Genomic DNA, 24,735 nt, shown 5'->3' with positions numbered 1-24,735 from the left:
GTTGCGCTAGGTCGCAGCGCAAGCATCGGTGAAGGAAGGCGAGTGACGAAAATAATGCGCGGGCGCGTGGTTCTGGGTCTGGCCTGTGCGGCGCTGATCGTCGGGGGAGCAGCCCTGGCCACCGTGGCCTGGGTCGATGGCGGCCGTGAACCGGTGCGCGATCTCGTCCAGCATGTTGCGGTTCCGGAGCAGGCACGATGAAGCGGGATGGCAGGAACAAGGTGCTGCTGCTCGCAGGCGCGGCGCTGGCGATGACTTCGGCGCTGGCCTTCGCGCAGGATGCGCCGGAATCGCTTCTTCCCAAGATGTTCGAGACGCCCGCGCCTACGCCGAGCCCGTCTGCGACGCCCACGCGCAGGCCGGCCCCGGTGCGCCCTGTCGCGAGCCCACGCCCGGCGGCGCAGCCGACGGGCGGAGCGAATGCACCGCGGCCCCAGTCGACCCCGATCGTTCAGGCACTGCCTTCGGGCACGCCCTCGCAGGCAGCCACGGATGATGGTGCCGGTGCGGCAAAGGAAGGTCTGCAGCTCAAGCGCCTGCCCACGCTCGCCGAGCTCGCGAAGATGTCGCCCGAGGACTTCGAGGAGCTGATCGGGCGCAAGGTCGAGTTCGACATGCCCCCGCAGGCGCGCCGTTCGATGGAGCGGGTCGGGATTTTCGACGAGACCGAGGGCGGGCTTCCCGCCGACTCGCTGGCGAACCAGAACGGGGCGCTGATCCGCACCGCGCTTTCGGGCAACCGGGGCGCTCTGGTCTCGCGCTGGGGGCACATTGCTCTGCGCCGCGCGCTGCTCTCGCGTCTCGCTCCGCCTGCCGGGATGAGCCCTCAGGACTTCCTGGCACTGCGCGTCGCGCTGCTGCTGCGCATGGGCGAGCCCGACGCCGCGCGCGGCCTGCTGCAGGATATCGACATCGCGAATTACACCCCGGCGATCGGCGAGGTGGTGCTCAAGGTCTATACCGGGACCGCCGACTTCACCGGCCTGTGTCCGGTCATGGCGACGCAAGGTTCGCTGCGTGACGATCCGGAGTGGAACCTCGCCCGGTCGATCTGCGAGGCCTACCGCGGCAACGGGACTTCGGCGCTGTCCAAGCTCGACCGCGAGCTTGTGCGCGGCAAGATGCCGCGCATCGACGTGCTGCTCGCCCAGCGCTATGCCGCGGCGGCGGGCAAGTCGCGCCGTGCGGTGACGATCGAATGGGACAAGGTCGATGCGATCACGCCGTGGCGCTACGGGCTGGCGATCGGCGTGGGCATCGAGCCCCCGGCGGCGCTGGTGAAGGAAGGTGGCCCGAGCTACGACTACACCACCGCGCTTGCGCCGATGGTCGGACTGGCCCGGCGTGCGCAGGCTGCCGATCTTGCGGGCGGCAGCGGGGTGCTGTCGAACGCGGCGATGGTCGATCTCTATGCGCAGATGTACGCCGATCCCGACGTCACCGGCGAATGGCAGGACCGCGCTGAGAGCTTGCGCGATGCCTATACCTTGCAGGGTGCAGACGCGCGCGTCGCGGCGATGCGCAAGCTGTGGACCAGCGATGGCGGCGATGCGGACGCCTACGGGCGCCGCGTGCTGACCGCGGCTGCTGCAGCGAGGATCGCGCCGCGTGCGGAAATGGCCGATAACGCGGCCGATCTCGTGGGCTCGATGCTTGCCGCAGGCTTCGATGCCAATGCCGCGCGCTGGGCGCCGGTGGTCGAGGCGGGAAGCGATGCCTGGGCGATGATCGTCCTGTCCGCACCGGGCATGGCGCAGGATATTCCCGGCAGCGCGATCGACAGTTTCGTCGACAACGATGCCAGCGAGGGCAAGCGCCGTGCCGGTTTCCTCGTTGCGTCGCTGGCAGGGCTCGGGCGGATCGAGCGCGATGCGGCTTCGAGCTACTCGAACGACATGGGGCTGGGGCTTGGCGGCGAGACCCGCTGGACCCGCGCCATCGACGGCGCCGCGCAGCGCGGCGACAGGGCGAGCGTGGTCATGCTGGCAGGCTTCGGCATGCAGGGAGCGAGCTGGCAGCGCATGACCCCGCGCTACCTGTTCCACATCGTTTCGGCGTTGCGCGAAGTCGGCTTGGACGGCGAGGCGCGCATGATCGCAGCCGAAGCCGTCTCGCGCACGTGATCGCGACAGGGCGCGGCTGCGCACAGCGGTAATGGTTTCGCGCGAACACAGCGTCGAGCGCTTCCTTGCGATGCTGGCTGCGGAACGCGGCGCAGCGCTCAACACGCTGGCCGCCTATCGCCGCGACCTCGAGGGGGCGGGCGAGATTGTGGGCGACTTGCGCGGAGCCGATGCCGATACTCTGGCGCGGTTGGGTGAGGCCTGGGGCGACCTTGCTGCATCGAGCCTTGCCCGCAAGTGCTCTGCGCTGCGCCAGTACTACGGATTTCTGGTCGACGAGGGGCTGCGCGAGGACGATCCCTCTCCTGCCTTGCCCAGGCCACGCACCAGGCGTCCCCTACCGCGCATCCTCGATCACGAGCAGGTCGAACGCTTCTTGACGCGCGCAGAAGACGAGGCGGCGCAAGACAGCCCGAATGCAGTGCGTTTGCTGGCGCTGCTCGAACTGCTCTACGGCTCGGGCCTGCGCGCCAGCGAACTGGTCTCGCTCCCGGTCAGTGCGGTGCCGCGCGATGCGCCTTTCCTGCACGTGACCGGCAAGGGCGGGCAGCAGCGCCTGGTCCCGGTCAGCACCCGCGCGCAACATGTGCTGCGTCGCTGGCTGGCGCTGCGGCTCGCTGCGAAGGGCGCGAACAGCCGCTTCCTGTTCCCCTCGCGCGGGGAAAGCGGCCACCTCACGCGGGTGCGGCTGTTCCAGTTGCTGCGCGAACTCGCCGCGCGTGCAGGGCTCGATCCGACGCAGGTCTCGCCCCACGTTCTGCGCCATGCCTTCGCGACCCATCTGCTCGAAGGCGGAGCGGACCTGCGCGTGCTGCAGATGCTGCTCGGCCATGCCGACATCGCGACGACGCAGATCTACACGCACGTCGACGCGGCGCGGCTAGTCGAGCTGGTCAACGCGCGTCACCCGCTTGCCCGGCAGGCTGGTCCAGCGGGAACCGCAACGCGCGACGAACGCTAATATTTCGAAGACTTTGACCGCAAACCCATGAAATGGGGCGGACACCAGACAGAGGGGAACCTGATGCCATCCATTAGCTCGAAGAGTCGCAAGCAGGCGCTGGCCAGCGTCGCGATGGCCGCGTTGGCGGTTTCGGGGCTCGCGTTTGCCGGCGGGCTTGTCCCGGGCAGCGAGAGCGCCGTGAGCGCGCAGAGCGGTGGCAATTCGATCAGTGCCGCAGACAAGGCCCAAGGCGCCAAGGCCCACCCCGAATTGCTCGCCGAGTTCGGCGGTGCGGTGAGCGGGGCGCAGGCAAACTATGTCGAGCGGGTGGGGCGCACGATCGCCATGCAGTCGGGGCTGGGCAATGCCCGCGAAGACTTCACCGTGACCTTGCTCGACTCGCCGGTGAACAATGCTTTCGCGATCCCCGGTGGCTACGTCTACGTGACGCGTCAGTTGTCCGCACTGATGAACAACGAAGCCGAACTCGCCGGGGTGCTCGGCCACGAAGTCGGTCATGTCGCGGCGCGCCATTCTGCCCGTCGCCAGAGTGCGGCGCAGAAGAATCAGTTGCTCGGCGTGCTGGGCTCGGTCCTCTCGAACGTGTTGCTGGGCGATTCGATGCTCGGTCAGCTTGGCCAGCGCATCGCATCGACCGGTTCGCAGTTGCTCACGCTGAAATATTCCCGCTCGCAGGAGCAGGAGGCCGATCGCCTTGGCATTACCTACCTGCAGCGTGCCGGCTACGATCCGCGGGCGATGGCGACGGTTCTGGAGAGCCTTGCCCGGCAAAATGCGCTCGACGCCAGCCTCAAGGGCAGCTCCACACAAGTGCCGGAATGGGCATCGAGCCACCCCGATCCCGCCTCTCGCGTGCGCGACGCGCGCAAGCAGGCCGGGTCGCTCACCGGACGACGCGAGGCCGAGACCTTCCTCGCCGGGATCGATGGCCTCGTCTATGGCGACAATCCCGAGCAGGGCGTGATCGAGAACGGGCGCTTCGTGCACCCCAAGCTACGCTTCGCGTTCGATGCGCCCGAAGGCTTCTACATGGTCAACGGTACGCGTGCGGTGACCATCAGCGGGGGATCAGGCAAGGCGCAATTTTCCGGCGGAAAGCTCGAGGGCAGCCTTGAAGCCTATATTTCCGGAGTTTTTTCAAGCCTGTCGGAGTCCAATTCGACCAGCTTGCGACCCTCGCAGATCGAGCGTGTGACCGTCAACGGACTGCCAGCGGCCTATGGCGTGGTGCGCACGCGCAGTTCCAGCGGTGAGGTCGATGTCGCCGTCTTCGCTTATGACTTCGGCAACGGACAGGCCTATCACTTCGTCACCATGACCAAGGCCGGAGGGGCAGGGGTGTTCAATCCCATGTTCCGCAGCCTGACCCGCATCGGGGCTCAGGAGGCAGGGGAAGTGCGGCCTCGCGTGATCGACGTGGTCACTGTAAAATCCGGCGACACTCCGGCTCTGCTTTCCCAGCGCATGGCATTCTCGAATGCCCAGCTCGAGCGCTTTCTGGTCCTCAACGGGATGCGCGAGGGAGATCCGCTTCCTGCGGGCAGGAAGGTCAAGATCGTGCGGTACGGCACCTGAGGGGCAGCGCTGCTGCGCCTTCGCGGCTCATTCATGCAAACGAAAAGGGGCGGCAGGTTTCCCTGCCGCCCCCTTGGCGTTCGTTTCCGAAGAACCGATCAGGTCGGAGCCTGGCCGGTGTTCAGGGTCTCGGAAGTGGCCGAGAAGGTCTCGGTCAGCTCGCTGCCCAGGCCCTGCATGGCGGCGATCGCGGCAACGGCGATCAGAGCGGCAATGAGGCCGTACTCGATGGCGGTCGCACCCTGCTCGTTGCGACGAAGCTTGTTAAGAAACTTCATAATGTGTCTCCTGAATCTGCAGTCTAGTGTACCCGGTCCGTCTCGCGTCAGTCTCGCCTCAGCGCCTTGGACAATTGCTTTTTACGTTTCGAAGCGTTGAAAAATGCTTAAGCCCCGAAACTCTTAGTTCGACCCCATTGCCTCGGAGGATTCTTCCGAGACGTGGTCCCACATCGAGATGGCCTCGTCGGCCATGCCCTGAATGGACACGACGATCACGATGACGATCATCGCGAGAATGACGCCGTACTCGACGGCGGTGGCGCCATCTCGGTCGTGAAGAAATTCTCGAACCAGCTTCATCGTGCGTGTCCCCCCTGTGAGACCGCTGACCAAAATCGCGGCAGGTCCTTAAAGAGTGATTAAATGCACACTTCAGGTTGGAAAATTCTTTGACACCGCTGCTCGTCGTCGCCGTCGCGCTCGTCGCTCCCTCGGGTCAGGTCCTCATGCAGCGACGCCCGCAAGAGGCGATGCACGGCGGGTTATGGGAGTTCCCGGGAGGGAAGCTGGAGGCTGGCGAAACCCCGCGCGAGGCGGCAGTGCGCGAGATCAAGGAAGAGCTTGGGCTGGTCATCGAGCCCGGTGACCTGCACGCCGTGGGCTTTGCGGAAGCGCGGCTGGAGGCAACGCCGGACGCCGGTGGGCAGGGCGCGCAGGCGTCGGGCCGTCCGATCGTTATCCTGCTCCACGCGTGCACGCGCTGGCGCGGCGAGGCGCGCGCGCTCGAGGGCGCGCAGATCGACTGGTACCGCCCCGAGGCGCTCGCCGGACTGGAGATGCCGCCGCTCGACTACCCGCTGGCGAAGGCGCTCCTGCGCGATCTTCCGGGGCTTGCGAGCGGGATTTGAAAAAAGTTGCAACTTAGGCGTTGACCACCAGTGATTCCCGGCCTAGAGGCGCCACTCCAACGCGCCCGTAGCTCAGCTGGATAGAGCATCAGACTACGAATCTGAGGGTCGGACGTTCGAATCGTTCCGGGCGCGCCATTTTCCTAAATGGGGAGGTGGCCTTGGGTTGGAGACATCGAAGCATGCGCGCCCGTAGCTCAGCTGGATAGAGCATCAGACTACGAATCTGAGGGTCGGACGTTCGAATCGTTCCGGGCGCGCCATTCGCTTCACACCCATCCTGAAATCCTGATGTCTGGCGAAAAGCGCGGCGCATGTTGGCGCTGGTCGCGTGTTGTCCTGCCTCATGTGCAGGGCGTGCCTGCGAAGCCGACGCCCGATGCCCTCTCGCGCTCTCGAAGGGGCAAGGCGGCCCGATGCCTCGGGCTGCGCCGCTGGGAGCGCGTCAGGCCTGTTTCTCGCGGTCGGTCGATGCCTGCCGGATGAAGCCTTGCGAGAGGCCATGGTAGAGCTTGGTGCGGCACACCAGCTTGCTCGAGGCGTCGGCGATGATCGCGGTCAGGAACAGTGGCAGGATCATGCCGCGGCTGGCCGTGGTCTCCATCAGGATGATCACGGCGGTGAGCGGTGCGCGCACGACACCCACGAAATAGCCGGTCATGCCCAGCAGGATCACGGCGGACATCGAATCGTCGGGAAAGGCATAGGCGAGCATCTGCCCGAAACCTGCGCCGACCGAGAGCGAGGGGGCGAAGATGCCGCCCGGTGCGCCGCTGACGGCAGTCGCGGCGGTCGCGAGGAACTTCGCCGGTCCGAACCAGAGCGGGGCGGGTTGTTCGCCCTCGACCATGAGCTTGGTGATCTCGTAACCGGTGCCCCAGGTCGAGCCGCCGGTGGCGACCCCGACAGCTGCGACGACGAGACCGCAGGCGAGGGCGGCCATGACCGGGCGCTTGCGAATCTGCTGGAACCAAGGGTGCGAGCTGCGTGCGAAGGAAAGCATCGTGCGCGAGAACAGGCCGCCCAGGATACCGCCGAGGATGCCGGCGACCGGGGTGATCATCAGCACCGAGCTGACGCTCAGCGTCTCGCGCATGACGCCGAAGTAGACATAGTCTCCGGCGATGCCGAGGCTGACCAAACCCGACATGACCACTGCGCCCATGACCAGCACCGCGACGCGCTGTTCGAACGCGGAGGCGAGTTCCTCGATCGCGAAAGCGACACCGGCAAGCGGGGTATTGAAGGCCGCGGCGACACCGGCGGCACCGCCGGCGATGAGCACGCCTGCGGTCATCGGCACGCGCAGGGCCTTGTGGCAGGTGACCATGATCGCGGCAGCGATCTGGACGGTGGGCCCTTCGCGCCCGACCGAACCACCGGCAAGCAACATGACCACGGTCAGCCCCAGCTTGGCGATAGCGGTCGGTAGCGAGAGCAGCTTGGTGTAGGCGAGGTCCAGGTCCTTGGTCGCGGCGATCGCCTGCGGGATGCCCGAGCCGCGCGCGCTGGGATACCAGGCCGTGGTGGCCCACACTACCGCGGCGAAGGTCAGCGGGGTGAGGATCAGCGGAGCATAGGGAAATTGCGACTGGAACTGCTCGAAGATGATCTGGGCGCGGTCACCCAGCCAGGCGAAACTGATCGCGACGAGGCCGAGAACGATCGCGCCGATGGTCGTCGCGATACGGCGCCGGGCCAGATCCAGCGAGGACCCGAAACCGGGCAAGGTCTTGAGGGTGGTCTTCACGGACTCCGGCAGGTTCAATGAGCTTCCAATCGCACGGTACCAGTCGCGCTTGCACGATGCTGCACACGCGTTGCGATCCTCTTGCGTCAAACGCATGTTGAGTCGCAAGGGTATTCCCGGATTTCCTTGCCGTATCCCGGTCCGGCCACGGCCATGCCTGTCCTGCAATGTCCGTTTGCTAGCGCAGCGCGGACGAAAAAGGCCGGGTCGCGCCTGCGACCCGGCCTCGTATTTTCGTTGCGCCGCGTGACGCGCAAGGGCAGCGCGCTGACCAGCTGGTCAGCTCGCGCCCTATGCCCGATCAGTTGCCGGTGGTGGCTGCCGCTTCAGCTCCGGTGCTGGCGGCCGCGTCGGTCGATGCCTGCGCGCTGCCGGCAGCGCCAATGGCCTGGGCGAATGCATCGGCGGTCATGCCGATGGCGAGCGAACCGTCGGCCAGCAGGCCAATGTTGTTCTGCTTGAAGGCCACGGTGGCGCCCTCGCCGTCGGCGAGTGCGACGGTCACGTCGTCACCCTCGATCTTGCTGATCGTGCCGAGGACCTTGCCGTCGCTGCTCTTGACCGGGGCATCGACGACCATGGCCTGCTGCTTGGCGGCGCCGGTCTCGGCCTTCTGGCCGTTGACGGCGGCTTCGAGCTCGGCCTTGGTCATGGCGATGGTGAGGCCCGCGTCGCGGGTCACGAAGGCACTGGCCGGAAGGCCGGCGCGTGCGGTGCCCGTCGAAACGGTCACAACGTCGCCCTGGATCGCCTCGATGGTGCCGACCTGGCCGCCCTCGGGGTCGAAGACCTTGGCCCCCACCGTCGGGGCGACGGTTGCGGCCGGAGCGGCTTCCTGCGCCACTGCGGCGGCGGGAACCAGACCGGCGGCAGCAATCGCGGCGGCGATGAGCGTGTTCTTCATAGTGTACTCCTTAATGCGTTCGGGATCCTGCCTCGATCGGATCCGGCGAGTTTGTGTCCTGCACCATGGCTGGACGAGAATGGCGTACCGGCACTGTATGTCCGGACAAATTGGGCCAGTGAAACACGACCCATGCGGTTCGGGTGCACAAAAGAGCGCACGAAAGGCCGAACTGCAGACTTGCGGTTGTTACACGCTGAAACAGGAATGACGCCTGAATGGCTCCAGATCAACCGGCAAAGTGACGTTTTTTCACGCCGGATCGTGCCGGTCTGGCTGAGTCTGGGGCTGTTTGGCATCTGCCGGGGTAGCGCTAGCAGTCGTCAATGCCGCGGTGCAGCGCGGCTGGTGGCGATTCGCTGCAGTGTCTCACCGTTGTCTTCACGTCGCGAGCGCCACGCAAAGGTACTTGTGGAACAAGCCGGTGGCCGGGCACTTGTTCTCGCAGGCATATGCGATCGCGGCAGGCAGGACGAAAAAAGATGACACGGCTAGGCACGCGGGACGGCAAGTCGGACCCGGACGACGCGGCTGCATCGTGCGATCAGGATGGGACCTCGAGCAGCGTTTGGCGCTATGCCCGGGCGACGCGCGCCCACGTGGTCATCGACGCCGCCGATTACTTCGCACTGGTGCGCGAGGCGATGCAGGCGGCGCGCCAGCGTATCTTCCTGATCGGCTGGGACTTCGACTCGCGCATCCTGCTGTCGGATGGGCGGCGCTGGTGGCAGGGTGGACGACACGAGCGGTTTCCGGCGCGCCTCGGTTCGTTCATCCTGTGGCTGGTGGCGCATAACAAGAACCTCGAGATCCTGCTGCTCAAGTGGAATTTCTCGCTGGTAAAGTCGCTGTTCCGCGGAACCATGATGGTCGACCTGCTTCGCTGGGCGGCGCGCAAGCAGATCGACTTCAAGTTCGATTCCGCGCATCCCATCGGCTGTTCGCATCACCAGAAGATCGTGGTCATCGACGATCGCATGGCCGTGTGCGGGGGCATCGACATGACCACCGACCGCTGGGACACGCCCGAGCACCGCGATCGCGATCCGCGTCGGCGGCGCCCGACCGGCACGCTCTATGGTCCCTGGCACGACATCACGATGATGATGGAGGGCGAGATCGCCGGCGTGCTTGGCGAGCTGGGCCGCGATCGCTGGCAGATCGCTGGCGGCTCCACGGTCGAGCCATGCCGACCGCAGGCCGAGAGTCCCTGGCCAGAACATCTCGAAGCCGAGTTCCACGATGTCGAGATCGGGATTGCACGCACGCGCGGGGAATATCGTGATTGCCCGCAGATCGCCGAGGTCGAGGCCCTGTTCGTCGAGCATATCCGCCGCGCGCGCAACTTCATCTATGCCGAGACCCAGTACTTCGCCTCGAGGGTGATCGCCGAGGCCATCTGCGAACGTTTGATGGAGGACGATCCGCCCGAGATCGTGATCATCAATCCGCTCACCGCCGATGGCTGGCTCGAACAGGTCGCGATGGATACCGCGCGCGTCCAGCTGCTCGAGGCAGTGCGCGAGGCCGACCACCGGGGGCGTTTCCAAATCTATTATCCCGTCACTGCCGGTGGCCAGCCGATCTATGTCCATGCCAAGCTGACGATCATCGATGACGAGGTCCTGCGCATCGGCTCGGCCAACATGAACAACCGCTCGCTCGGCCTCGACAGCGAGTGCGACTGCTTCATCGATGCGGCGCGACCAGCTAATGCCGACAATCCGGACATCGTCTCGACGATAACCGACGTGCGCACCCGACTGCTCGCCGAGCATTGCGGGGTAGAGCAGGAAGTGCTGACTACCGCGCTGGAGAAGCAGGGCTCGATGCAGCGCGCGATCGCCTCGCTTTCGCACCGGGGCAAGCGGCTCGAATGCTTGCCCTTGAAAGATTTGTCGGAAGCTGAAAGAGCGCTCGGCGGAAGCGAAGTGCTGGACCCGGAGAGGCCGAACGAGATGTTCGAGCCGATCGAGCGGCGCGGGCTGTTTCGTCGCAAGGGGCGCTTGCTGCGCTTGCGGCTCAAGGAAAAGTGGAAAAGGAAAAGGTCCCATGAGCAGCCTGGTAGGTCCGGACGAGGACAACCCGCTCGGTAAGCCGGATGTGCCAGAGCACGTCCAGCAGGCCGTGCGTACCCTGATCGAATGGGCCGGCGACGATCCCGAGCGCGAGGGTCTGCGTGACACGCCCAAGCGCGTCGCGCGCGCGTGGCTCGAATATTGCCAGGGCTATCAGCACGATCCGGCTGTCCACCTCGCGCGCGTGTTCGAGGAAGTCGGCGGCTACGACGAAGTCGTGCTGCTCAAGGACATTCCCTTCCAGTCGCATTGCGAACACCACATGGCGCCGATCCAGGGCAAGGCAGCGATCGCCTACCTGCCGCGCGATCATGTCGTCGGTATCTCCAAGCTGGCGCGCGTGCTCCACGGCTATGCGCGCCGCCTGCAGATCCAGGAGCGCCTCACCGCCGAAGTAGCGCAGTGCATCTGGGATCATCTCAAGCCGCACGGTGTCGCCGTCGTGATCGAGGCCCAGCACGGATGCATGACCGCGCGCGGCGTGCGCACGCCGGGCGTGGGCATGATCACCAGCCGCATGATGGGTACGTTCCTGGAGGACCAGCGCAGCCGCAAGGAAGTGCTCAGCCTGATGGGCTACTGAATTCGTCGCGGCTCGCGAGGCCCGTTCGCCCTTTCAGGAAGCGGGCGCAAAAAAAGCCCCGGACTTCCGCGAGGAAGAGCCGGGGCTTTTTTGTTACCTGATCGGGAGGATCAAAGCTGGCCGAGCATGTGCTCCGCCGAGCTCACCTCGAAGGTGCCGGGTGCCTCGACGTTGAGCGTTTCGACCACGCCGTCGTTGACCACCATCGAGAAGCGCTGGCCGCGCTTGCCCATGCCGAAGCCCGAGCCGTCCATGACGAGGTCGAGGGCGCTCACCAGTTCGCCGTTGCCATCGGCGAGCATGGTCACGTCCGAAGAGCCGGCGGCCTTGCCCCAGGCGCCCATCACGAAGGCGTCGTTGACCGCGGTGCAGGCGATCTCGTCGATGCCCTTGGCCTTGAGCTCGCTCGCCTTGTCGACGAAGCCGGGCAGATGCTTGGCCGAGCAGGTCGGCGTGAAGGCACCGGGGACCGAGAACAGCGCGACCTTGCGGCCGGCGAAGAACTCGGAGGACTTGACTGGCTCGGGGCCGGCTTCGCCCGCCTTCATCAGCTTTACGTCAGGCAGCTTGTCACCAACGGCGATGGTCATGAACGGATCCTCTTTCTCGAATGGAACGGTAATGATGCCCGATATAGGGGCTTGTCTGTGGTCGGCAACGGGCGCCTGTGCAGCATCGCGCGGAAGTGATATAAAGATTTCTTTATATTTGCGCAGAGGGCGTCGAGACGCTAGGGAACGGGCAGACCCGGATGCCTTCGCTTCCCTGCTCGCAACCCGTCCCGCAAGGGGCGGCGCGGCGCGGCGGCGTGAACCCCCAGCCTTGCGGCATCCGCCCAACCAGTTTCAGGAGTCGACCGTGACCACAGCCAAATCTGCCGATCACGACTACGCCATCGCCGATATCTCGCTGGCCGACTACGGCCGCGCCGAGATCGCCATCGCCGAGACCGAGATGCCGGGCCTCATGGCCCTTCGCGAGGAATACGGTGCTGCCCAGCCGCTCAAGGGCGCGCGCATCACCGGTTCGCTGCACATGACCATCCAGACCGCCGTTCTCATCGAGACGCTGGTCGCGCTCGGTGCCGAAGTGCGCTGGGCGACCTGCAACATCTTCTCGACGCAGGACCACGCCGCCGCCGCGATCGCCGCGCAGGGCATTCCTGTCTACGCCATCAAGGGCGAGAGCCTGTCCGACTACTGGGATTACGTCGGCAAGATCTTCGAGTGGAGCGTCAACGGCGACGAGGACCTCACCGCCAACATGATCCTCGACGATGGCGGCGATGCCACCATGTTCGCGCTGTGGGGCGCACGCGTCGAGGCAGGCGAGGACCTGTTCGAGCCGAGCAATGCCGAAGAGATCGAATTCGTGCGTTCGCTCAAGAAGTTCCTGAAGGAAAAGCCGGGCTACCTCACCAAGTCGGTCAAGGCGATCAAGGGCGTCTCGGAAGAGACCACTACCGGCGTTCACCGCCTCTACCACATCGCCAAGGACGGCAAGCTGCCGTTCCCCGCGATCAACGTGAACGATTCGGTCACCAAGTCGAAGTTCGACAACCTCTACGGCTGCCGTGAATCGCTGGTCGACGCGATCCGCCGCGCGACCGACGTCATGCTCTCGGGCAAGGTCGCCTGCGTCGCCGGCTTCGGCGATGTCGGCAAGGGTTCGGCCCAGTCGCTGCGCAACGGCGGTGCCCGCGTGCTCGTCACCGAGGTCGATCCCATCTGCGCCCTGCAGGCCGCGATGGAAGGCTTCGAGGTCGTCACCATGGAAGAGGCCGTCACCCGCGCCGACATCTTCGTGACCGCGACCGGCAACGAAGGCGTCATCACCGGCGAGCACATGAAGGCGATGAAGGACAAGGCCATCGTCTGCAACATCGGCCACTTCGATAGCGAGATCCAGATTTCCGCGCTCGACAACTACGAGTGGCAGGAAATCAAGCCGGGCACCGACCTCGTCACGCTTCCTGACGACAAGCAGCTGCTGATCCTCGCCAAGGGCCGCCTCGTGAACCTGGGCTGCGCCACTGGCCACCCCAGCTTTGTTATGTCGGCCAGCTTCACCAATCAGACGCTGGCGCAGATCGAGCTGTTTACCAAGTCGGAGAACTACAAGAACGACGTCTACGTTCTTCCCAAGGTCCTCGACGAGAAGGTCGCCGCGCTCCACCTCAAGAAGCTGGGCGTCAAGCTCACCGAACTGAGCAAGCGTCAGGCCGACTACATCGGCGTTCCGGTCGAGGGCCCGTTCAAGCCCGACCACTACCGCTACTGATCGCGCCGCGGGCGTTCCCGCATCGTCGGGAGCGCCGGCTGCGCAATGCGAACCTCGACGGGGAGGGCGGGCACGGGCTCGTCCTCCCCGTCTGCATTTTGCGCCTGCCCGCGCAGACCGCACGGTTTTCGCGTGAATTTGTTGGCGGCGATGGGCTCGCCCATTGTCATCGCGGCTGCGGGGCACCATAGCCAAGGGCAATGGACACGGATCGTTTCCTTCCCCTCCTGATCGGCCTCATGCTCGCCGCCTGGACGCTCGCGGCGGCCTGGACGATCGTGCTCGCGCGCACCCGCCAGAAGCGGGCCGAGATGCAGCTGCGTTCCGCGCGGCGACTGGCGCGCATGGTCGAGGAATCGCCTGCGCTGCCGCTGCTGGTGCGCTCTGACGGGCGGATCGAGGCCTCGCCGCGCCTCGCGCACTGGCTTGGCCTCGACGGCGTGCCGCAATACCTGAGCGAGCTCGACGGCGGCGACCGGGGCCTGCCTGAAGACAAGCTTGCCGAGCTGGCCGAGGCGGTGCGCCGCACCCAGAAGAGCGCCGCGCCCTTCCGCATGGCCGTCACCCCGCGCAATTCGGGCCGCAGCCTCGCGCTGCGCGGCCATCTCGCCGACCCGCAGGTCTCGCCCGGTGGCGCAGCGCTGGTCTGGGTCTTCGACTTCTCCGAGAGCGAGGGCGAGCTCAGCCGCCTGCGTGAGGAGGCTGCGCGCGCACGCGGCGACTTCACCGCGCTCGTCTCGCTGATCGAGGCTGCGCCGATGCCCATGTGGTTTCGCCGCAAGGATGGCCAGCTCCAGCTGGTCAACCACGCCTACGTCGCTGCGGTCGGCGCGGAAAATGCCGACGATGTGGTCGCGCGCGGGATCGAACTGATCGAGACCGTCGACGGCCAGTCGGCCAGCGAGGTCGCGCGTCAGGCGAGCCGTCAGGAAGCGCCGATCGAGCGCGTCGTCTCGACGACCATCGATGGCCAGCGACGGGCCATGCGCGTCTCGGACCTGCCGCTCGGCGAGGACGGCATCGCGGGCTACGCGGTCGACATCGAGGACATGGAGGAGCTCTCGCGTTCCCTGCGCGCCTTCCGCGAGGCGCAGCGCGCGATGCTTGACCAGCTTTCGGCGGGTGTCGCCCAGTTCGACATGCAGCGCCGGCTGGTCTTCGCCAACCAGCCCTTCCAGCGCCTGTTCAGCCTCTCGGCCAAGACCATGCAGGACCCGCCTGCCTTCGAGCGCCTGCTCGATGCAGCGCGCGACGCAGGGCGCGTGCCCGAAGTCCGCGACTTCCCCGCATGGCGCCGCGAGAAGGCCGCGTGGTTCTCCGCCAGCGAGACCCGCGAGGAAGCCTGGACGCTGCCCGACGGCGCGCACTTGCGCATCGTCGCCCAGCCGGTCCCCGATGGCGGGCTGATGCTGATCCTCGAGGACCGTACCGAGCAGCTGCGCCTTTCGGCCATGCGCGACACCCTGCTGCGCACGCGTACCGCGACGATCGATTCGCTGTTCGAATCCATCGCCGTCTTCGCTCCCGACGGGCGAATGCAGATATGGAACCGCCGCTTTGCCAGCACATGGGGGCTGGAGAGCGAGTTCCTCGACACTCACCCGCATATCGAGCACTTGCTCAAGACCATCGCCAAGCGCCTGACGCGGCCTGCCGAGGTCGAGAAAGTCGGCGATGTGGTGCGCGCGGCGACCCTCGACCGTACCGAGAAGGGCGGGCGCATCATGCTCGCCGACGGGCGCATTCTCGAATTCGCGGGCGTGCCGCTGCCCGACGGCAACGGCCTGCTTGCGGTGCTCGACATTACCGACAGCCAAAAGGCCGAGGACGCCCTTCGCGAGAGCAATGCCGCGCTGCTCGAGGCGGACGCGATCAAGACCCGCTTCCTAGCCAGCATGAGCTACGAACTGCGCACACCGCTGACCTCGATCGGCGGCTTCGCCGAACTGCTCGATGCGGGCGTGGGTGGCCAGCTCGACGAGAGCGGGCGCGAATATGTCGCTGCGATCCTTTCCTCGGTGGCGCAGCTGGGCGAACATATCGAAAGCCTGCTCGATCTCTCGCAAAGCGAGGCGGGCATGCTGCCGCTGCGCAAGGAGAGCCTCGAGGTCATGCCCTTCCTGCGCGAGGTCGCGGAGGAACGCGTGTCCCGACTGGAGAAGACGGGGCTTGCCATCGATCTGCGCGGCGACAGCCTGCTGCGCCCGCTCGAGGCCGATCGCAAGCGGCTGGCGCGCGCGGTCGGCTCACTGCTCGACAATGCCATCGCGGCTTCGCCAGCGGGCGCGCGCATCCTCTTGCAGGCGACCAAGCGCAAGGGCGGCGGGCTCGACATCCGCATCCAGGACAAGGGCGAGGGGATGGACAGCCGCAGTCTCGCCCGCGCGCTGGAGGGGATGAAGGTCAGCGCCGATGGCAAGAGCGTCGAGCGTCGCCAGGGCCTTGGCCTGCCGCTCGCGCGCCAACTCGTCGAGGCGCATGGTGGCACACTCACCATCCAGTCCGAGCCGGGGCAGGGCACGCTCGCCCTGATCGAACTGCCCTGACCTGCGCATTCGCCCCAAAGGAGCCTCGATGCCGATGACCCTCGTGCAGCTGCCCGATCTCGCTGCCATGGAGCGGCTGGGCAAGAAGATCGCTGCGGCCCTGCGTCCGGGCGACGTGGTGGCGCTCGAAGGCGGTCTGGGCGCAGGCAAGACCACGCTCGCGCGGGCGATCATCGCCGGGCTTGGCCATGAGGGCGAGGTGCCGTCGCCCAGTTTCGCGATCATCGAGCCCTACGATCCGGGGCTCGATGGTTCGGGGGTGCGCCTGCCGCTGGTCCATGCCGACTTCTACCGGCTCGCCCATCCCGACGAGGCGATGGAGATCGGGCTCGACGACTATCGCGAGGGGGCGGCCCTGATCGCCGAGTGGCCCGATCATGCCGGAGGCTTCGCGCATGAGCCGGCCTGTCTGTCGGTTCGGCTGGAATTTGCGGGGGATGAGGGCGCTGCAGGGCGTATCGCCATTGTCGAGGGCGGCCCCGATTGGCTAGGGCGGGAACCACGATGACTGACGCTTCGCATATGCTGCCCGAAGGGCTCGATTCGTTTCTCGCTGCGGCGGGCTGGTCCGATGCAAGGATCGAGCCGCTGCCCGGCGATGCCTCGTTCCGCCGCTATTTCCGCATTCGCAAGGGCGAAGAGGGCGAGAAGAGCGCGATGCTGATGCATGCACCGCCGCCCAACGAGGACCCCGCGCCCTTCCTGCGCGCTGCCAAGTGGCTCGACGAGAACGCCATGCGCGCCCCGCGCATCCTTGCCGAGAATGCCGATCGCGGGCTGGTTCTGCTCGAGGACTTCGGCGAGGCGCGCATGCGCGACTATCTCGACCAGTGGCCCGACGACGAGCAGGCGGTCTATCGCGGCGCGGTCGATGCGCTGGTCCAGCTGCACGAGCTGCCGCCCGGGCCCTTCCTCGATTACTCGCTCACCGAGTACCAGCGCGAGGTGCGCCTGTTCATCGACTGGTACTGCACCGCGCGTTCGCTCTACGTCGACGTTCCGGGCTTCACGCAGGCCTGGGAGAAGGTCATGGCCGACCTCCTGCCGCGCCAGCGCCCCGGCGTGACCGTGCTTCGCGACTATCATGCCGAGAACATCATGCTGCTCGGCGATCTGGAGAAGCAGGGCCTGCTCGACTTCCAGGACGCGCTCGTCGGCCATCCGGCCTACGACCTCGTCTCGCTGCTGCAGGACGCGCGCCGCGACGTCGCGCCCGAGCTCGAGGCCGACATGGTCGAGCACTACCTGCGCGCGAGCGGCGCCGATCCGCAGCAGTTCATCGCCGACTACGCGCGCCTTGGAGCGCAGCGCAACGTCAAGATCGTGGGTATCTTCGTGCGTCTTTGGCGCCGCGACGGCAAGGCACGCTACCTCGACCTGATCCCGCGCGTCTGGGCGCTGCTCGAACGCGACCTCGCGCATCCCGCGCTCGAACCCGTGGCGCAGTGGTTCGACGCGAACATCCCGGCCGAGCTGCGCGCGGCGGGCGGCGGGAGCTTCGAGGCATGAGCCAGTATCCACTCGCCAGCGATACCGCGATGGTGCTTGCCGCAGGCATGGGCAAGCGCATGCGTCCGCTTACCGCCAGCCAGCCCAAGCCTCTGGTGCGGGTCGCGGGAAGGGCGCTGATCGACCATGCGCTCGACCGGCTCGAAGAGGCCGGGGTCTCGAATGCGGTGGTCAACGTGCATTACCTCGCCGATGCGCTCGAAGGGCATCTGAGCGTGCGAAAGCGCGGCCCGGCAACGCAGATCTCGGACGAGCGCGACGCGCTGCTCGAGACCGGCGGCGGCATGGTGCGCGCGCAGGGCCTGCTGCCCGATCCGTTCTTCTGTCTCAATTCGGACAATATCTGGATCGACGGGCCCGAGAATATCTTCGCCGACCTCTCGCGCGGCTGGGACCCGGAGAAGATGGACGCGCTGCTGATGATGGTGCCGCACGCCCGCGCGCGCAATTACCGGGGCGACGGGGACTTCCACCTCGATGCCGATGGGCGCGTTTCGCGCCGCCGTCAGGGCCGCGTCGCACCCTTCATCTTCACCGGCATCCAGCTCGTGTCCAAGCGCCTGCTGCGCGATGCGCCCGAAGGCGGTTTCTCGACCAACGTGCTGTGGAGCCGTGCGATCGAGGAAGGCCGTCTCTACGGCATGTCGCATCAGGGCGAATGGTTCGAGGTAGGCGAGCCGGGTGCGATCAAGCCCACCGAGGAGTACCTCACGCGTGCCTGAGCGGCCCGGGCCGAACGTCTACTCGATCGCCGCGCACCGCGGCTTCGCCGATGCCCTCGTGGCGGGCCTTGTCCCGCGCTACGCCGAACCTGGGCTGGGCCTTGCCCGGCTGACCCTGCTGCTGCCCAGCCGCCGCACCGTGCGCACGGTCACCGAGGCCTTCATTCGCCAGTCCGGCGCCGATGTCGCGCAGGGCGAGGTCCCCTCGGGCGGCATGCTTCTGCCGCGCATGGTGGTGGTCGGCGACCTCGATCTCGACGAGACGCTGGGCGTGCTGCTCGATCCACTGGGCGCGAGCGACATTCCACCCGCCTGCGATCCGGGGCGGCGCTGGCTGCGCCTTGCCCATTACCTGCGCGAGGTCGAAGGTGCGGCGGCTGGCAAGGGCGCTGCCCTGCTGCGCCGTGCCTGGGAACTCGGCGCGACGATGGACCGCCTGCTCGTCGAGGGCATCGCGCCGGTCGATCTCATGTCCGAGGAGGTCATCGGCATCGTCGGCGATCTCGCCGGGCACTGGAGCGAGAACACCCGCAGTTTTCTGAAAGTCCAGCAGTACTGGCTCGCCGAACTGGCCGAGCGCGGAGAGATCGACGCGCCGCAGCGGCGCAACATGCTCTTCGAACACACCGCGCGGCGCTGGAGCGAGCACCCGCCCGCACAGCCCGTCGTCGCGGCGGGCGTGACCAGCGCCTCGCCCTCGCTCGCGAGGCTCCTGCGGGTGGTCAGCGAACTGGAGCGCGGAAGCGTGATCCTGCCCGATCTCGACCTTTCGCTCGACGATGCGGTCTGGGACGAACTCGGCGTCGCGGGCGCGCCTGAAGAGAAGGGCGATCCGCCTTTCGGGCGCGGCGATGCCGTGACCCATCCGCAGTACCACCTCAAGCTGCTGCTCAACCGCATGGGCGTGGCGCGCGGCGAAGTGCGCCCCTGGCACCGTTCGGGGCTCGGCGCTGCGCCGCCTGCGCGCAGCAAGGCGATTTCCAACCTGTTCCTGCCGCCCAGGGCCTCTGCCGTCTGGGTCGATCTGCCCGCCGAGAGCCGCCGTCTGGGCGGGGTTCGCCTGATGGAAAGCGCCCACCCCGGCGCCGAGGCACAGGCCATCGCAATCCTTATCCGCGAGGCGCTCGAGACGCCCGAGCGCCGCGTTGCGCTGATCACGCCCGATCGCGGGCTAGCCGGGCGCGTCGTCGCGCACCTTGGCCGCTGGGGCATCGAGGCCGACGATACCGCGGGCCGTCCCCTGCCGCAGACCGCCGCCGGACGCCTGCTGCTGCTGCTCGCCGAAGTCGTCGCCGAACAGGCTGCACCGGTCCCGCTGGTCGCGCTCGCCTCGCATCCGCTGGCCGGGGCTGGCGACCGGGCGCGCTGGCTCGAGGCGGCGCGAAAGCTCGATCTCGCCTTGCGCGGACCGCGTCGCGGGGTTGGTCTGGAACCCGTCGCCGAACTGGCGAGGGAGCATCACTTCGAGCGCTGGTGGCAGGACATGGCCGCGATCCTCGCGCCGCTCTTCGCCCTGAGCGAAAGCGAGAGCCTCGAGCGCCTCGTCGGTCTCCTCGCCGAGGCCGGGGAGGCCCTGTGCGGCGAAGGGCTGTGGAGCGGCGCGGATGGACGCGCGCTCTCGGGGTTCGTCGAGGACTTGCGCACGGCAGCGGCAAGCGCCGGAACCGTGCTCGACCCGCGCGAGCTGCACGCGGTGCTGCGCGATGCGATGGAGCGTACTTCGGTGCGCCCGCCCTGGGGCGGCCACCCGCGCGTTTCGATTTACGGTCTGCTCGAGGCGCGCATGAGCCGCGCCGATCTCGTCATCTGCGGCGGTCTCACCGAGGGCGTCTGGCCCGCCAGCCCCTCCCAGGACTCGCTGCTGCCGCCCGCCGTCCTGCGTGCGCTCGGCGTGCCCGGTGCGGACTTCCGCATCGGACTTGCCGCCCACGATCTTGCCGCTGCGCTCGGTGCGCCCGAGGTCGTGCTGAGCTGGGCGCAGCGCGACGATGGTGCTCCGGTCATTCCCTCGCGCTTCGTGCTGCGCGTCAAGGCGATGATGGGGGATCAGGTGGAGCGTCACCGCGAGACGGATACGGTGGCTCTGGCGCGCAAGATCGATGTTGGCGCGCCTGTCGCTGCGCATCCGCGCCCGCAGCCCATGCCGAGCGCCGAGCAGCGCCGGGTCGACGTCTCGGTTACCGGCCTCGACCGGCTGCGCGGCGATCCCTACCAGTTCTACGCCAATGCGATCCTCGGCCTGCGCAGCATCGACGGGCTCGACGCAGAGCCGAGCGCCGCCTGGAAGGGCGAGATCGCGCACCTCATCATGCAGCGCTGGCACGAGGCAGGCGAACCCGAGGCCGGGCTGCGGACGATCGCCGAAGGGGTACTGCGCGAGCAGAGCGCGCACCCGCTGATGCGTGCCTTGTGGTGGCCACGTCTCGCTGCCGCGCTAGACACCTTCGAGGCCACCGTACTGGCTGCCAAGGGCGAGGGGCGGCAGGTCCTCGGGGTCGAGAAGTGGGGCGCGATGCATTACCGCGAGGTGCGCATCCATGGCCGCGCCGACCGCATCGACCGCAAGGCCGACGGCGAGATCGCGGTCGTCGACTACAAGACTGGCAAGCCGCCCTCGGGCAAGCGCGTAGCCGACGGTTTCGCGCTGCAGCTCGGTCTGATCGGTCTCATCGTCGAGGCGGGTGGTTTCGAGGGCATCACGGGCGCTGCCAGCGGGTTCGAGTACTGGTCGATGGCCAAGAAAAAGTCAGGGGCCGAAGGCACGTTCGGCTTTGTCGAGGAGCCTATCCCGGAAGGCCGCAAGAAGTCGGGCATCGCGCGTGAGGACTTTCTCCCCGAGACCCGGCGCTATCTCGACGATGCGCTCGACAACTGGATCTTGGGCAACGAACCCTTCACCGCGCGCCTCAACCCGGAACTTGGCTCCTATGCCGACTACGATCAGCTGATGCGGCTCGACGAATGGATCACGACGCTCGGTGGCGGCAAACCGCCGCCGCGTGAGGACGAGCAGGCAGGGGGCGAGGCATGAGCGGCGCTGCGACGGTGCACCCGCTGCACGGCAACCAGATGCGTGCGGTCGACCCGCTCGACACCGTGTGGCTCTCCGCCTCGGCGGGTACCGGCAAGACTCAGGTTCTCTCCTCGCGCGTGCTGCGCCTGCTGCTCCAGCCCGGGGTGGAGCCGGGGCAGATCCTGTGCCTGACCTTCACCAAGGCGGGCGCGACCGAGATGGCCGCGCGCATCAACGGTACGCTAGCCGAGTGGGTGCGCCTCTCCGACACCGAGCTGTTCACCCGGCTCGAGGCGATCGGTGCGCGCGGCGACGGCGAGACCATCGCCCGCGCCCGCACCCTCTTTGCCGCCGTGCTCGATTGTCCGGGCGGTGGCTTGCGCATCGACACCATCCACGCCTTCTCGCAGTGGTTGCTGGCGACTTTCCCGCTCGAGGCCGACCTGATCCCGGGCAGCCGCCCGATGGAGGACCGCGAGCGCATCCTGCTGGCGCATCAGGTGCTCGTCGACCTGCTGGTCGATGCCGAGAACCCGCTTTCGGGCGATCCCGGCCTGATCGAAGCACTGGCCGCACTTTCGCTGCGCCACGGCAGCGATGCGATCCTGCCGTTTCTCCTGCGCTGCGCCTCCGCGCGCGAGGCCTGGTTCGGTCCCGGCTCGTGGCAGGCGGGCGAGATGCGCGGCCATGTCCTGCGCATGCTCGGCCTGCCCGGCGATGCCGATGCAGAAATGCTGGCAGCACTGTGCAGCGATGCCGGTTTCGATGTCGCCTCGCTGCGCCGCTGCATGGAGATCAACCACGAGTGGGGCACGAAGACCGGGCTCGGTGCGGTTGAAGCGATCAGCGAGTGGCTGCTCGGCGCGCCTGAACAGCGAGCTGCCTCGATCGAGGGCCTCGCGAGCGTATTCCTGACGCAAAAGGACGAGCCCAAGGCGGCCAAGTCGCAGGAGAAGATCGATCCGGCCTATGCCGACTATGCCGCGCGCGTGGTCGAATGCATCCGCGCTGTGCGGGCTCTTGCAAACCTGCTCGACCTTGCCGAGCGACTGGTGCCCGCGCTCAGGCTCGGGCGCGCCTTCGCGCTCGCCTGGGACGAGGCCAAGCAGCGCGAGGGGCTGATCGACTTCGACGACCAGATCCGTCGCGCTGCCGACCTGCTCGCCAACAAGGAGCAGGCCGACTGGATCCGCTACAAGCTCGACCGCCGCTTCGATCATATCCTCGTCGACGAGGCGCAGGATACCAACGCGGCGCAGTGGGCGATCATCTTCGCCATGGCGGGCGAGTTCTGGGCCGGGGTCGGCCAGCACGAGGACGCCATGCGCACGCTCTTCGTAGTCGGCGACTACAAGCAGGCGATCTTCCGCTTTCAGGGTACGAGCCCGGAGAACTTCCGCAAGGCCGCCGACCGCGTGCGAGCGGCGATGAATGCGGCAGCTCACAACGCCGAGGTTCTGCGCGGCGAGGATGGAGCGCGCGAGCTGGTCGAGCTGGGTCTCGACCGCAGTTTCCGCACGGCGCAGACCGTGCTCGACTTCGTTGACGAAGCCATCGCCGGGATCGGGCCTGGCCAGTTCGGTCTCGACCGTGCGCCCGAGCGGCACGAGGGGCAGGAGCGGCCCGGCTACGTGGCCTTGTGGCGCCCCATCGGCGCGGCAGCGGGCGACGAGGAAGAGGACGAGATCGCCGATGCGGGCGATGACGACGGCGAGGACAAGGAGACCTGGATCTCGCGGCCCGAACGACGCATGGCCGATGCCATTGCTGAGCAGGTGCGCAGCTGGCTTGACGAGCATGGGCCGGGTTTCACCCTGGTCAAGGGTACGCGCCGCCGCGCCGAGGCGGGCGACATCATGGTGCTGGTGCGCCAGCGCAAGGAGCTGGCCGGGCTGATCGTCGCGCGGCTGCATGCGGCGGGCGTTCCGGTCGCGGGCGTCGACCGCCTGCGGCTCGGTGCGCCGCTCGCGGTGAGGGATCTCGTCGCCGCGCTGCGCTTCGCTGCCCAGCCGCTCGACGATCTCAATCTTGCCAGCCTGCTGGTCTCCCCGCTGGTCGGCTGGAGCCAGGAGCAGCTGCTCGAACATGGCTGGCGCGAGAAGCGGGTACACTTGTGGGATCACTTGCGTCGCTCGGGCGATCCCGAGGTCGGGCGCGTGCTGCATCAACTTGGCGAACTGCTCGGTCGCGCCGACTTCGCGCCGCCGCAGGAGCTGCTGCAATGGCTTCTCGTCGGGCCATGGCAGGGGCGGCGCCGTCTCGTCGCACGGCTGGGCAGCGAGGCGAACGATCCGATCGACGAACTGGTCAACGCGACGCGCGCCTATGGCGCGAGCGCGACGCCGAGCCTTGCCGGTTTCCTGGCCTGGTTCGATGCGGGCGACGGTGAGTTGAAGCGCGAGGCGGACCACGCGGGCGGGCTGGTGCGGGTGATGACGGTGCACGGCTCGAAGGGGCTTCAGGCACCCATCGTGATCCTTGCCGATGCGGCGGGCAATCCCGAGAACGCGCGCCCCGCCGACGTCGACCTTCCCGATCCGCGCGATCCGGCGCGGCGCATCCCGCTGCCCCCTGTCGGGAAGCACGAGAAGCTGGGGCCGATCCTCGAAGAAGTCGAGGCCGACAAGGAGGCTGCCGCGCAGGAGCACTGGCGCCTGCTCTACGTCGCCATGACCCGTGCCGAGGAAGCGCTCTTCGTCGGCGGCGCGCTTGGCTCGCGCGACAAGGGTATGCCCGCACCGCAAAGCTGGTACGCCCGCTTGCGCGCGCTGTTCCCCGAAGCCGCTGAAGTTGCTGACCCGGTCTGGGGCGCGCGCTGCGAGAGCGGTACGCCCGCAGCCAGCGTAACGCTGCCCAGCGCCTCGCCCGAGCTACCGCTGGCCGAGGTATTGCCGGCCTGGCTGGGCCGGGCGCCTGCCGCCGAACCGCGTCCGCCACGTCCGCTCGCGCCTTCCTCGCTGGGCGAGGACGATGCGCCCGATCCGCCGTTTCCGCCCGGGGCAGGGCGCGATGCGGCCCGGCGCGGTACGCTCGTGCACAAGCTGCTCGAAAGCCTGCCCGAGGCCGTACCGGGCGAACGCGAGACGCTAGCGAGAGCATGGCTGGCACGAAACGCGGCCGATCTCGACGCGAACATGCGCGAAGGTCTGCTGGGCGATGCGCTGGCGGTAATCGACAATCCCGAATGGGCCGAGCTCTTCGCGCCGGGCAGCCTTGCCGAAGTGCCGGTGGCAGCGCTCGTCGGCGGGCAGGTGGTCGCGGGCACGATCGACCGGCTGGTGATCGGCGAGGAGAGCGTGCGGCTGGTCGACTACAAGACCTCGCGTCGCCCGCCCGCGAGCCTCGACGAGGTTCCGCGCGGGATCTTGCGCCAGATGGGGGCCTATGCCGCCGCGCTCGGGGTCACCTTCCCGGGGCGCCGTGTCGAGGTCGCGCTGCTCTACACTGCCGCGCCGCGCCTGATCACCGTTCCCGGCGAGGTCCTTGCCCTGCACAAGCCGGACTTGGCCGTGCCCGAGTAAACCTTTTGGCCGGGGGCGTTGCTCCGGGCCGTTTCATC

At 67.4% G+C, this 24,735-nt stretch carries 19 protein-coding genes and 2 tRNA genes; 16 read left to right on the top strand and 5 right to left on the bottom strand.

Annotated elements, in window-relative coordinates; genetic code table 11:
- Window positions 1–42: 42 nt before the first annotated feature.
- From I5E68_RS12440 to I5E68_RS12425, 4 genes are all read left to right on the top strand, one after another.
- Window positions 43–201: a hypothetical protein gene (locus I5E68_RS12440; protein WP_197164134.1), complete on the top strand. Its 159-nt coding sequence runs from the start codon at window positions 43–45 to the stop codon at window positions 199–201.
- Window positions 198–2,123 (top strand): hypothetical protein, encoded by a 1,926-nt coding sequence (locus I5E68_RS12435; protein WP_228726962.1) that lies wholly within the window; start codon window positions 198–200, stop codon window positions 2,121–2,123. Before I5E68_RS12440 ends, I5E68_RS12435 begins: the two co-directional genes overlap by 4 nt.
- Before the next feature lie 31 nt (window positions 2,124–2,154).
- On the top strand, window positions 2,155–3,084 hold the full coding sequence (locus tag I5E68_RS12430; RefSeq protein ID WP_197164132.1) for a tyrosine recombinase: 930 nt from the start codon (window positions 2,155–2,157) through the stop codon (window positions 3,082–3,084).
- Between the two features lie 63 nt (window positions 3,085–3,147).
- Window positions 3,148–4,662, top strand: a complete 1,515-nt coding sequence (locus tag I5E68_RS12425; RefSeq protein ID WP_228726961.1) for a M48 family metalloprotease — start codon at window positions 3,148–3,150, stop codon at window positions 4,660–4,662.
- A gap of 98 nt (window positions 4,663–4,760) precedes the next feature.
- Here the strand turns inward: I5E68_RS12425 and I5E68_RS12420 are convergent, their stop codons facing one another.
- Window positions 4,761–4,940 (bottom strand): Flp family type IVb pilin, encoded by a 180-nt coding sequence (locus I5E68_RS12420; RefSeq protein ID WP_197164130.1) that lies wholly within the window; start codon window positions 4,938–4,940, stop codon window positions 4,761–4,763.
- A 123-nt stretch (window positions 4,941–5,063) separates the two neighbouring features.
- Window positions 5,064–5,243: a Flp family type IVb pilin gene (locus tag I5E68_RS12415; RefSeq protein ID WP_197164128.1), complete on the bottom strand. Its 180-nt coding sequence runs from the start codon at window positions 5,241–5,243 to the stop codon at window positions 5,064–5,066.
- Between the two features lie 89 nt (window positions 5,244–5,332).
- On the opposite strand from I5E68_RS12415, the gene I5E68_RS12410 reads away from it, so the two are divergent.
- The 3 genes from I5E68_RS12410 to I5E68_RS12400 all read left to right on the top strand — a co-directional run bounded on the left by I5E68_RS12410 (window position 5,333) and on the right by I5E68_RS12400 (window position 6,054).
- On the top strand, window positions 5,333–5,791 hold the full coding sequence (locus tag I5E68_RS12410; RefSeq protein ID WP_323982156.1) for a (deoxy)nucleoside triphosphate pyrophosphohydrolase: 459 nt from the start codon (window positions 5,333–5,335) through the stop codon (window positions 5,789–5,791).
- Between the two features lie 61 nt (window positions 5,792–5,852).
- Window positions 5,853–5,929: transfer RNA gene (locus tag I5E68_RS12405), tRNA-Arg, on the top strand.
- 48 nt (window positions 5,930–5,977) lie between these two features.
- A tRNA-Arg gene (locus I5E68_RS12400) sits at window positions 5,978–6,054 on the top strand.
- Between the two features lie 182 nt (window positions 6,055–6,236).
- On the opposite strand, the gene I5E68_RS12395 is transcribed toward I5E68_RS12400, so the two are convergent.
- Both I5E68_RS12395 and I5E68_RS12390 read right to left on the bottom strand, forming a co-directional pair.
- The gene (locus I5E68_RS12395) at window positions 6,237–7,541 is read right to left on the bottom strand and encodes a chloride channel protein (protein WP_323982155.1); all 1,305 of its coding nucleotides are present in this window, start codon (window positions 7,539–7,541) and stop codon (window positions 6,237–6,239) included.
- A 301-nt stretch (window positions 7,542–7,842) separates the two neighbouring features.
- Window positions 7,843–8,445 carry a hypothetical protein gene (locus I5E68_RS12390; RefSeq protein WP_197164123.1) on the bottom strand — a complete coding sequence of 201 codons (603 nt, stop codon included), beginning with the start codon at window positions 8,443–8,445 and terminating at the stop codon, window positions 7,843–7,845.
- 482 nt (window positions 8,446–8,927) lie between these two features.
- Between I5E68_RS12390 and I5E68_RS12385 the strand changes: the two genes are divergently transcribed.
- Both I5E68_RS12385 and folE read left to right on the top strand, forming a co-directional pair.
- Complete coding sequence (locus tag I5E68_RS12385; RefSeq protein ID WP_197164121.1) at window positions 8,928–10,541, top strand: phospholipase D-like domain-containing protein; 1,614 nt, start codon at window positions 8,928–8,930, stop codon at window positions 10,539–10,541.
- Entirely contained in the window at window positions 10,498–11,106 is a 609-nt protein-coding gene (folE, locus tag I5E68_RS12380) for a GTP cyclohydrolase I FolE (RefSeq protein ID WP_197164119.1), read from the top strand. The genes I5E68_RS12385 and folE overlap by 44 nt, the downstream gene beginning before the upstream one ends.
- A 110-nt stretch (window positions 11,107–11,216) precedes the next feature.
- Here folE and I5E68_RS12375 read toward each other — a convergent pair whose 3' ends face one another.
- Window positions 11,217–11,696, bottom strand: coding sequence for a peroxiredoxin (locus tag I5E68_RS12375; protein WP_197164117.1), 480 nt, complete (start codon window positions 11,694–11,696; stop codon window positions 11,217–11,219).
- Between the two features lie 268 nt (window positions 11,697–11,964).
- Between I5E68_RS12375 and ahcY the strand changes: the two genes are divergently transcribed.
- The 7 genes from ahcY to addA all read left to right on the top strand — a co-directional run bounded on the left by ahcY (window position 11,965) and on the right by addA (window position 24,697).
- A complete protein-coding gene (gene ahcY, locus I5E68_RS12370) occupies window positions 11,965–13,386 on the top strand; it encodes an adenosylhomocysteinase (protein ID WP_197164115.1) in 1,422 nt (473 codons plus the stop codon).
- 200 nt (window positions 13,387–13,586) lie between these two features.
- Window positions 13,587–15,932 carry a PAS domain-containing sensor histidine kinase gene (locus I5E68_RS12365; protein ID WP_197164113.1) on the top strand — a complete coding sequence of 782 codons (2,346 nt, stop codon included), beginning with the start codon at window positions 13,587–13,589 and terminating at the stop codon, window positions 15,930–15,932.
- A gap of 34 nt (window positions 15,933–15,966) precedes the next feature.
- Entirely contained in the window at window positions 15,967–16,440 is a 474-nt protein-coding gene (tsaE, locus tag I5E68_RS12360; protein WP_197164833.1) for a tRNA (adenosine(37)-N6)-threonylcarbamoyltransferase complex ATPase subunit type 1 TsaE, read from the top strand.
- On the top strand, window positions 16,437–17,441 hold the full coding sequence (locus I5E68_RS12355; protein ID WP_228726959.1) for an aminoglycoside phosphotransferase family protein: 1,005 nt from the start codon (window positions 16,437–16,439) through the stop codon (window positions 17,439–17,441). Before tsaE ends, I5E68_RS12355 begins: the two co-directional genes overlap by 4 nt.
- On the top strand, window positions 17,438–18,163 hold the full coding sequence (locus I5E68_RS12350) for a nucleotidyltransferase family protein (protein WP_197164112.1): 726 nt from the start codon (window positions 17,438–17,440) through the stop codon (window positions 18,161–18,163). Before I5E68_RS12355 ends, I5E68_RS12350 begins: the two co-directional genes overlap by 4 nt.
- Entirely contained in the window at window positions 18,156–21,194 is a 3,039-nt protein-coding gene (locus I5E68_RS12345) for a PD-(D/E)XK nuclease family protein (RefSeq protein ID WP_197164111.1), read from the top strand. Before I5E68_RS12350 ends, I5E68_RS12345 begins: the two co-directional genes overlap by 8 nt.
- Entirely contained in the window at window positions 21,191–24,697 is a 3,507-nt protein-coding gene (gene addA, locus I5E68_RS12340; protein WP_197164110.1) for a double-strand break repair helicase AddA, read from the top strand. Before I5E68_RS12345 ends, addA begins: the two co-directional genes overlap by 4 nt.
- Window positions 24,698–24,735: the final 38 nt, after the last annotated feature.

The organism is Novosphingobium aureum (genome assembly GCF_015865035.1).
In the GTDB taxonomy this organism is placed as follows: domain Bacteria; phylum Pseudomonadota; class Alphaproteobacteria; order Sphingomonadales; family Sphingomonadaceae; genus Novosphingobium; species Novosphingobium aureum.
This window is presented reverse-complemented; position numbering and strand designations above follow the sequence as displayed.

Excerpts from the sequence above, each read along its gene's own strand:
- I5E68_RS12420 (WP_197164130.1), bottom strand. The coding sequence starts at position 4,940 with ATGAAGTTTCTTAACAAGCTTCGTCGCAACGAGCAGGGTGCGACCGCC.
- folE (WP_197164119.1), top strand. The coding sequence starts at position 10,498 with ATGAGCAGCCTGGTAGGTCCGGACGAGGACAACCCGCTCGGTAAGCCG.
- I5E68_RS12415 (WP_197164128.1), bottom strand. The coding sequence starts at position 5,243 with ATGAAGCTGGTTCGAGAATTTCTTCACGACCGAGATGGCGCCACCGCC.
- I5E68_RS12365 (WP_197164113.1), top strand. The coding sequence starts at position 13,587 with ATGGACACGGATCGTTTCCTTCCCCTCCTGATCGGCCTCATGCTCGCC.
- tsaE (WP_197164833.1), top strand. The coding sequence starts at position 15,967 with ATGACCCTCGTGCAGCTGCCCGATCTCGCTGCCATGGAGCGGCTGGGC.
- I5E68_RS12390 (WP_197164123.1), bottom strand. The coding sequence starts at position 8,445 with ATGAAGAACACGCTCATCGCCGCCGCGATTGCTGCCGCCGGTCTGGTT.
- I5E68_RS12425 (WP_228726961.1), top strand. The coding sequence starts at position 3,148 with ATGCCATCCATTAGCTCGAAGAGTCGCAAGCAGGCGCTGGCCAGCGTC.
- addA (WP_197164110.1), top strand. The coding sequence starts at position 21,191 with ATGAGCGGCGCTGCGACGGTGCACCCGCTGCACGGCAACCAGATGCGT.
- I5E68_RS12385 (WP_197164121.1), top strand. The coding sequence starts at position 8,928 with ATGACACGGCTAGGCACGCGGGACGGCAAGTCGGACCCGGACGACGCG.
- I5E68_RS12375 (WP_197164117.1), bottom strand. The coding sequence starts at position 11,696 with ATGACCATCGCCGTTGGTGACAAGCTGCCTGACGTAAAGCTGATGAAG.
- I5E68_RS12355 (WP_228726959.1), top strand. The coding sequence starts at position 16,437 with ATGACTGACGCTTCGCATATGCTGCCCGAAGGGCTCGATTCGTTTCTC.
- I5E68_RS12350 (WP_197164112.1), top strand. The coding sequence starts at position 17,438 with ATGAGCCAGTATCCACTCGCCAGCGATACCGCGATGGTGCTTGCCGCA.
- I5E68_RS12430 (WP_197164132.1), top strand. The coding sequence starts at position 2,155 with ATGGTTTCGCGCGAACACAGCGTCGAGCGCTTCCTTGCGATGCTGGCT.
- I5E68_RS12435 (WP_228726962.1), top strand. The coding sequence starts at position 198 with ATGAAGCGGGATGGCAGGAACAAGGTGCTGCTGCTCGCAGGCGCGGCG.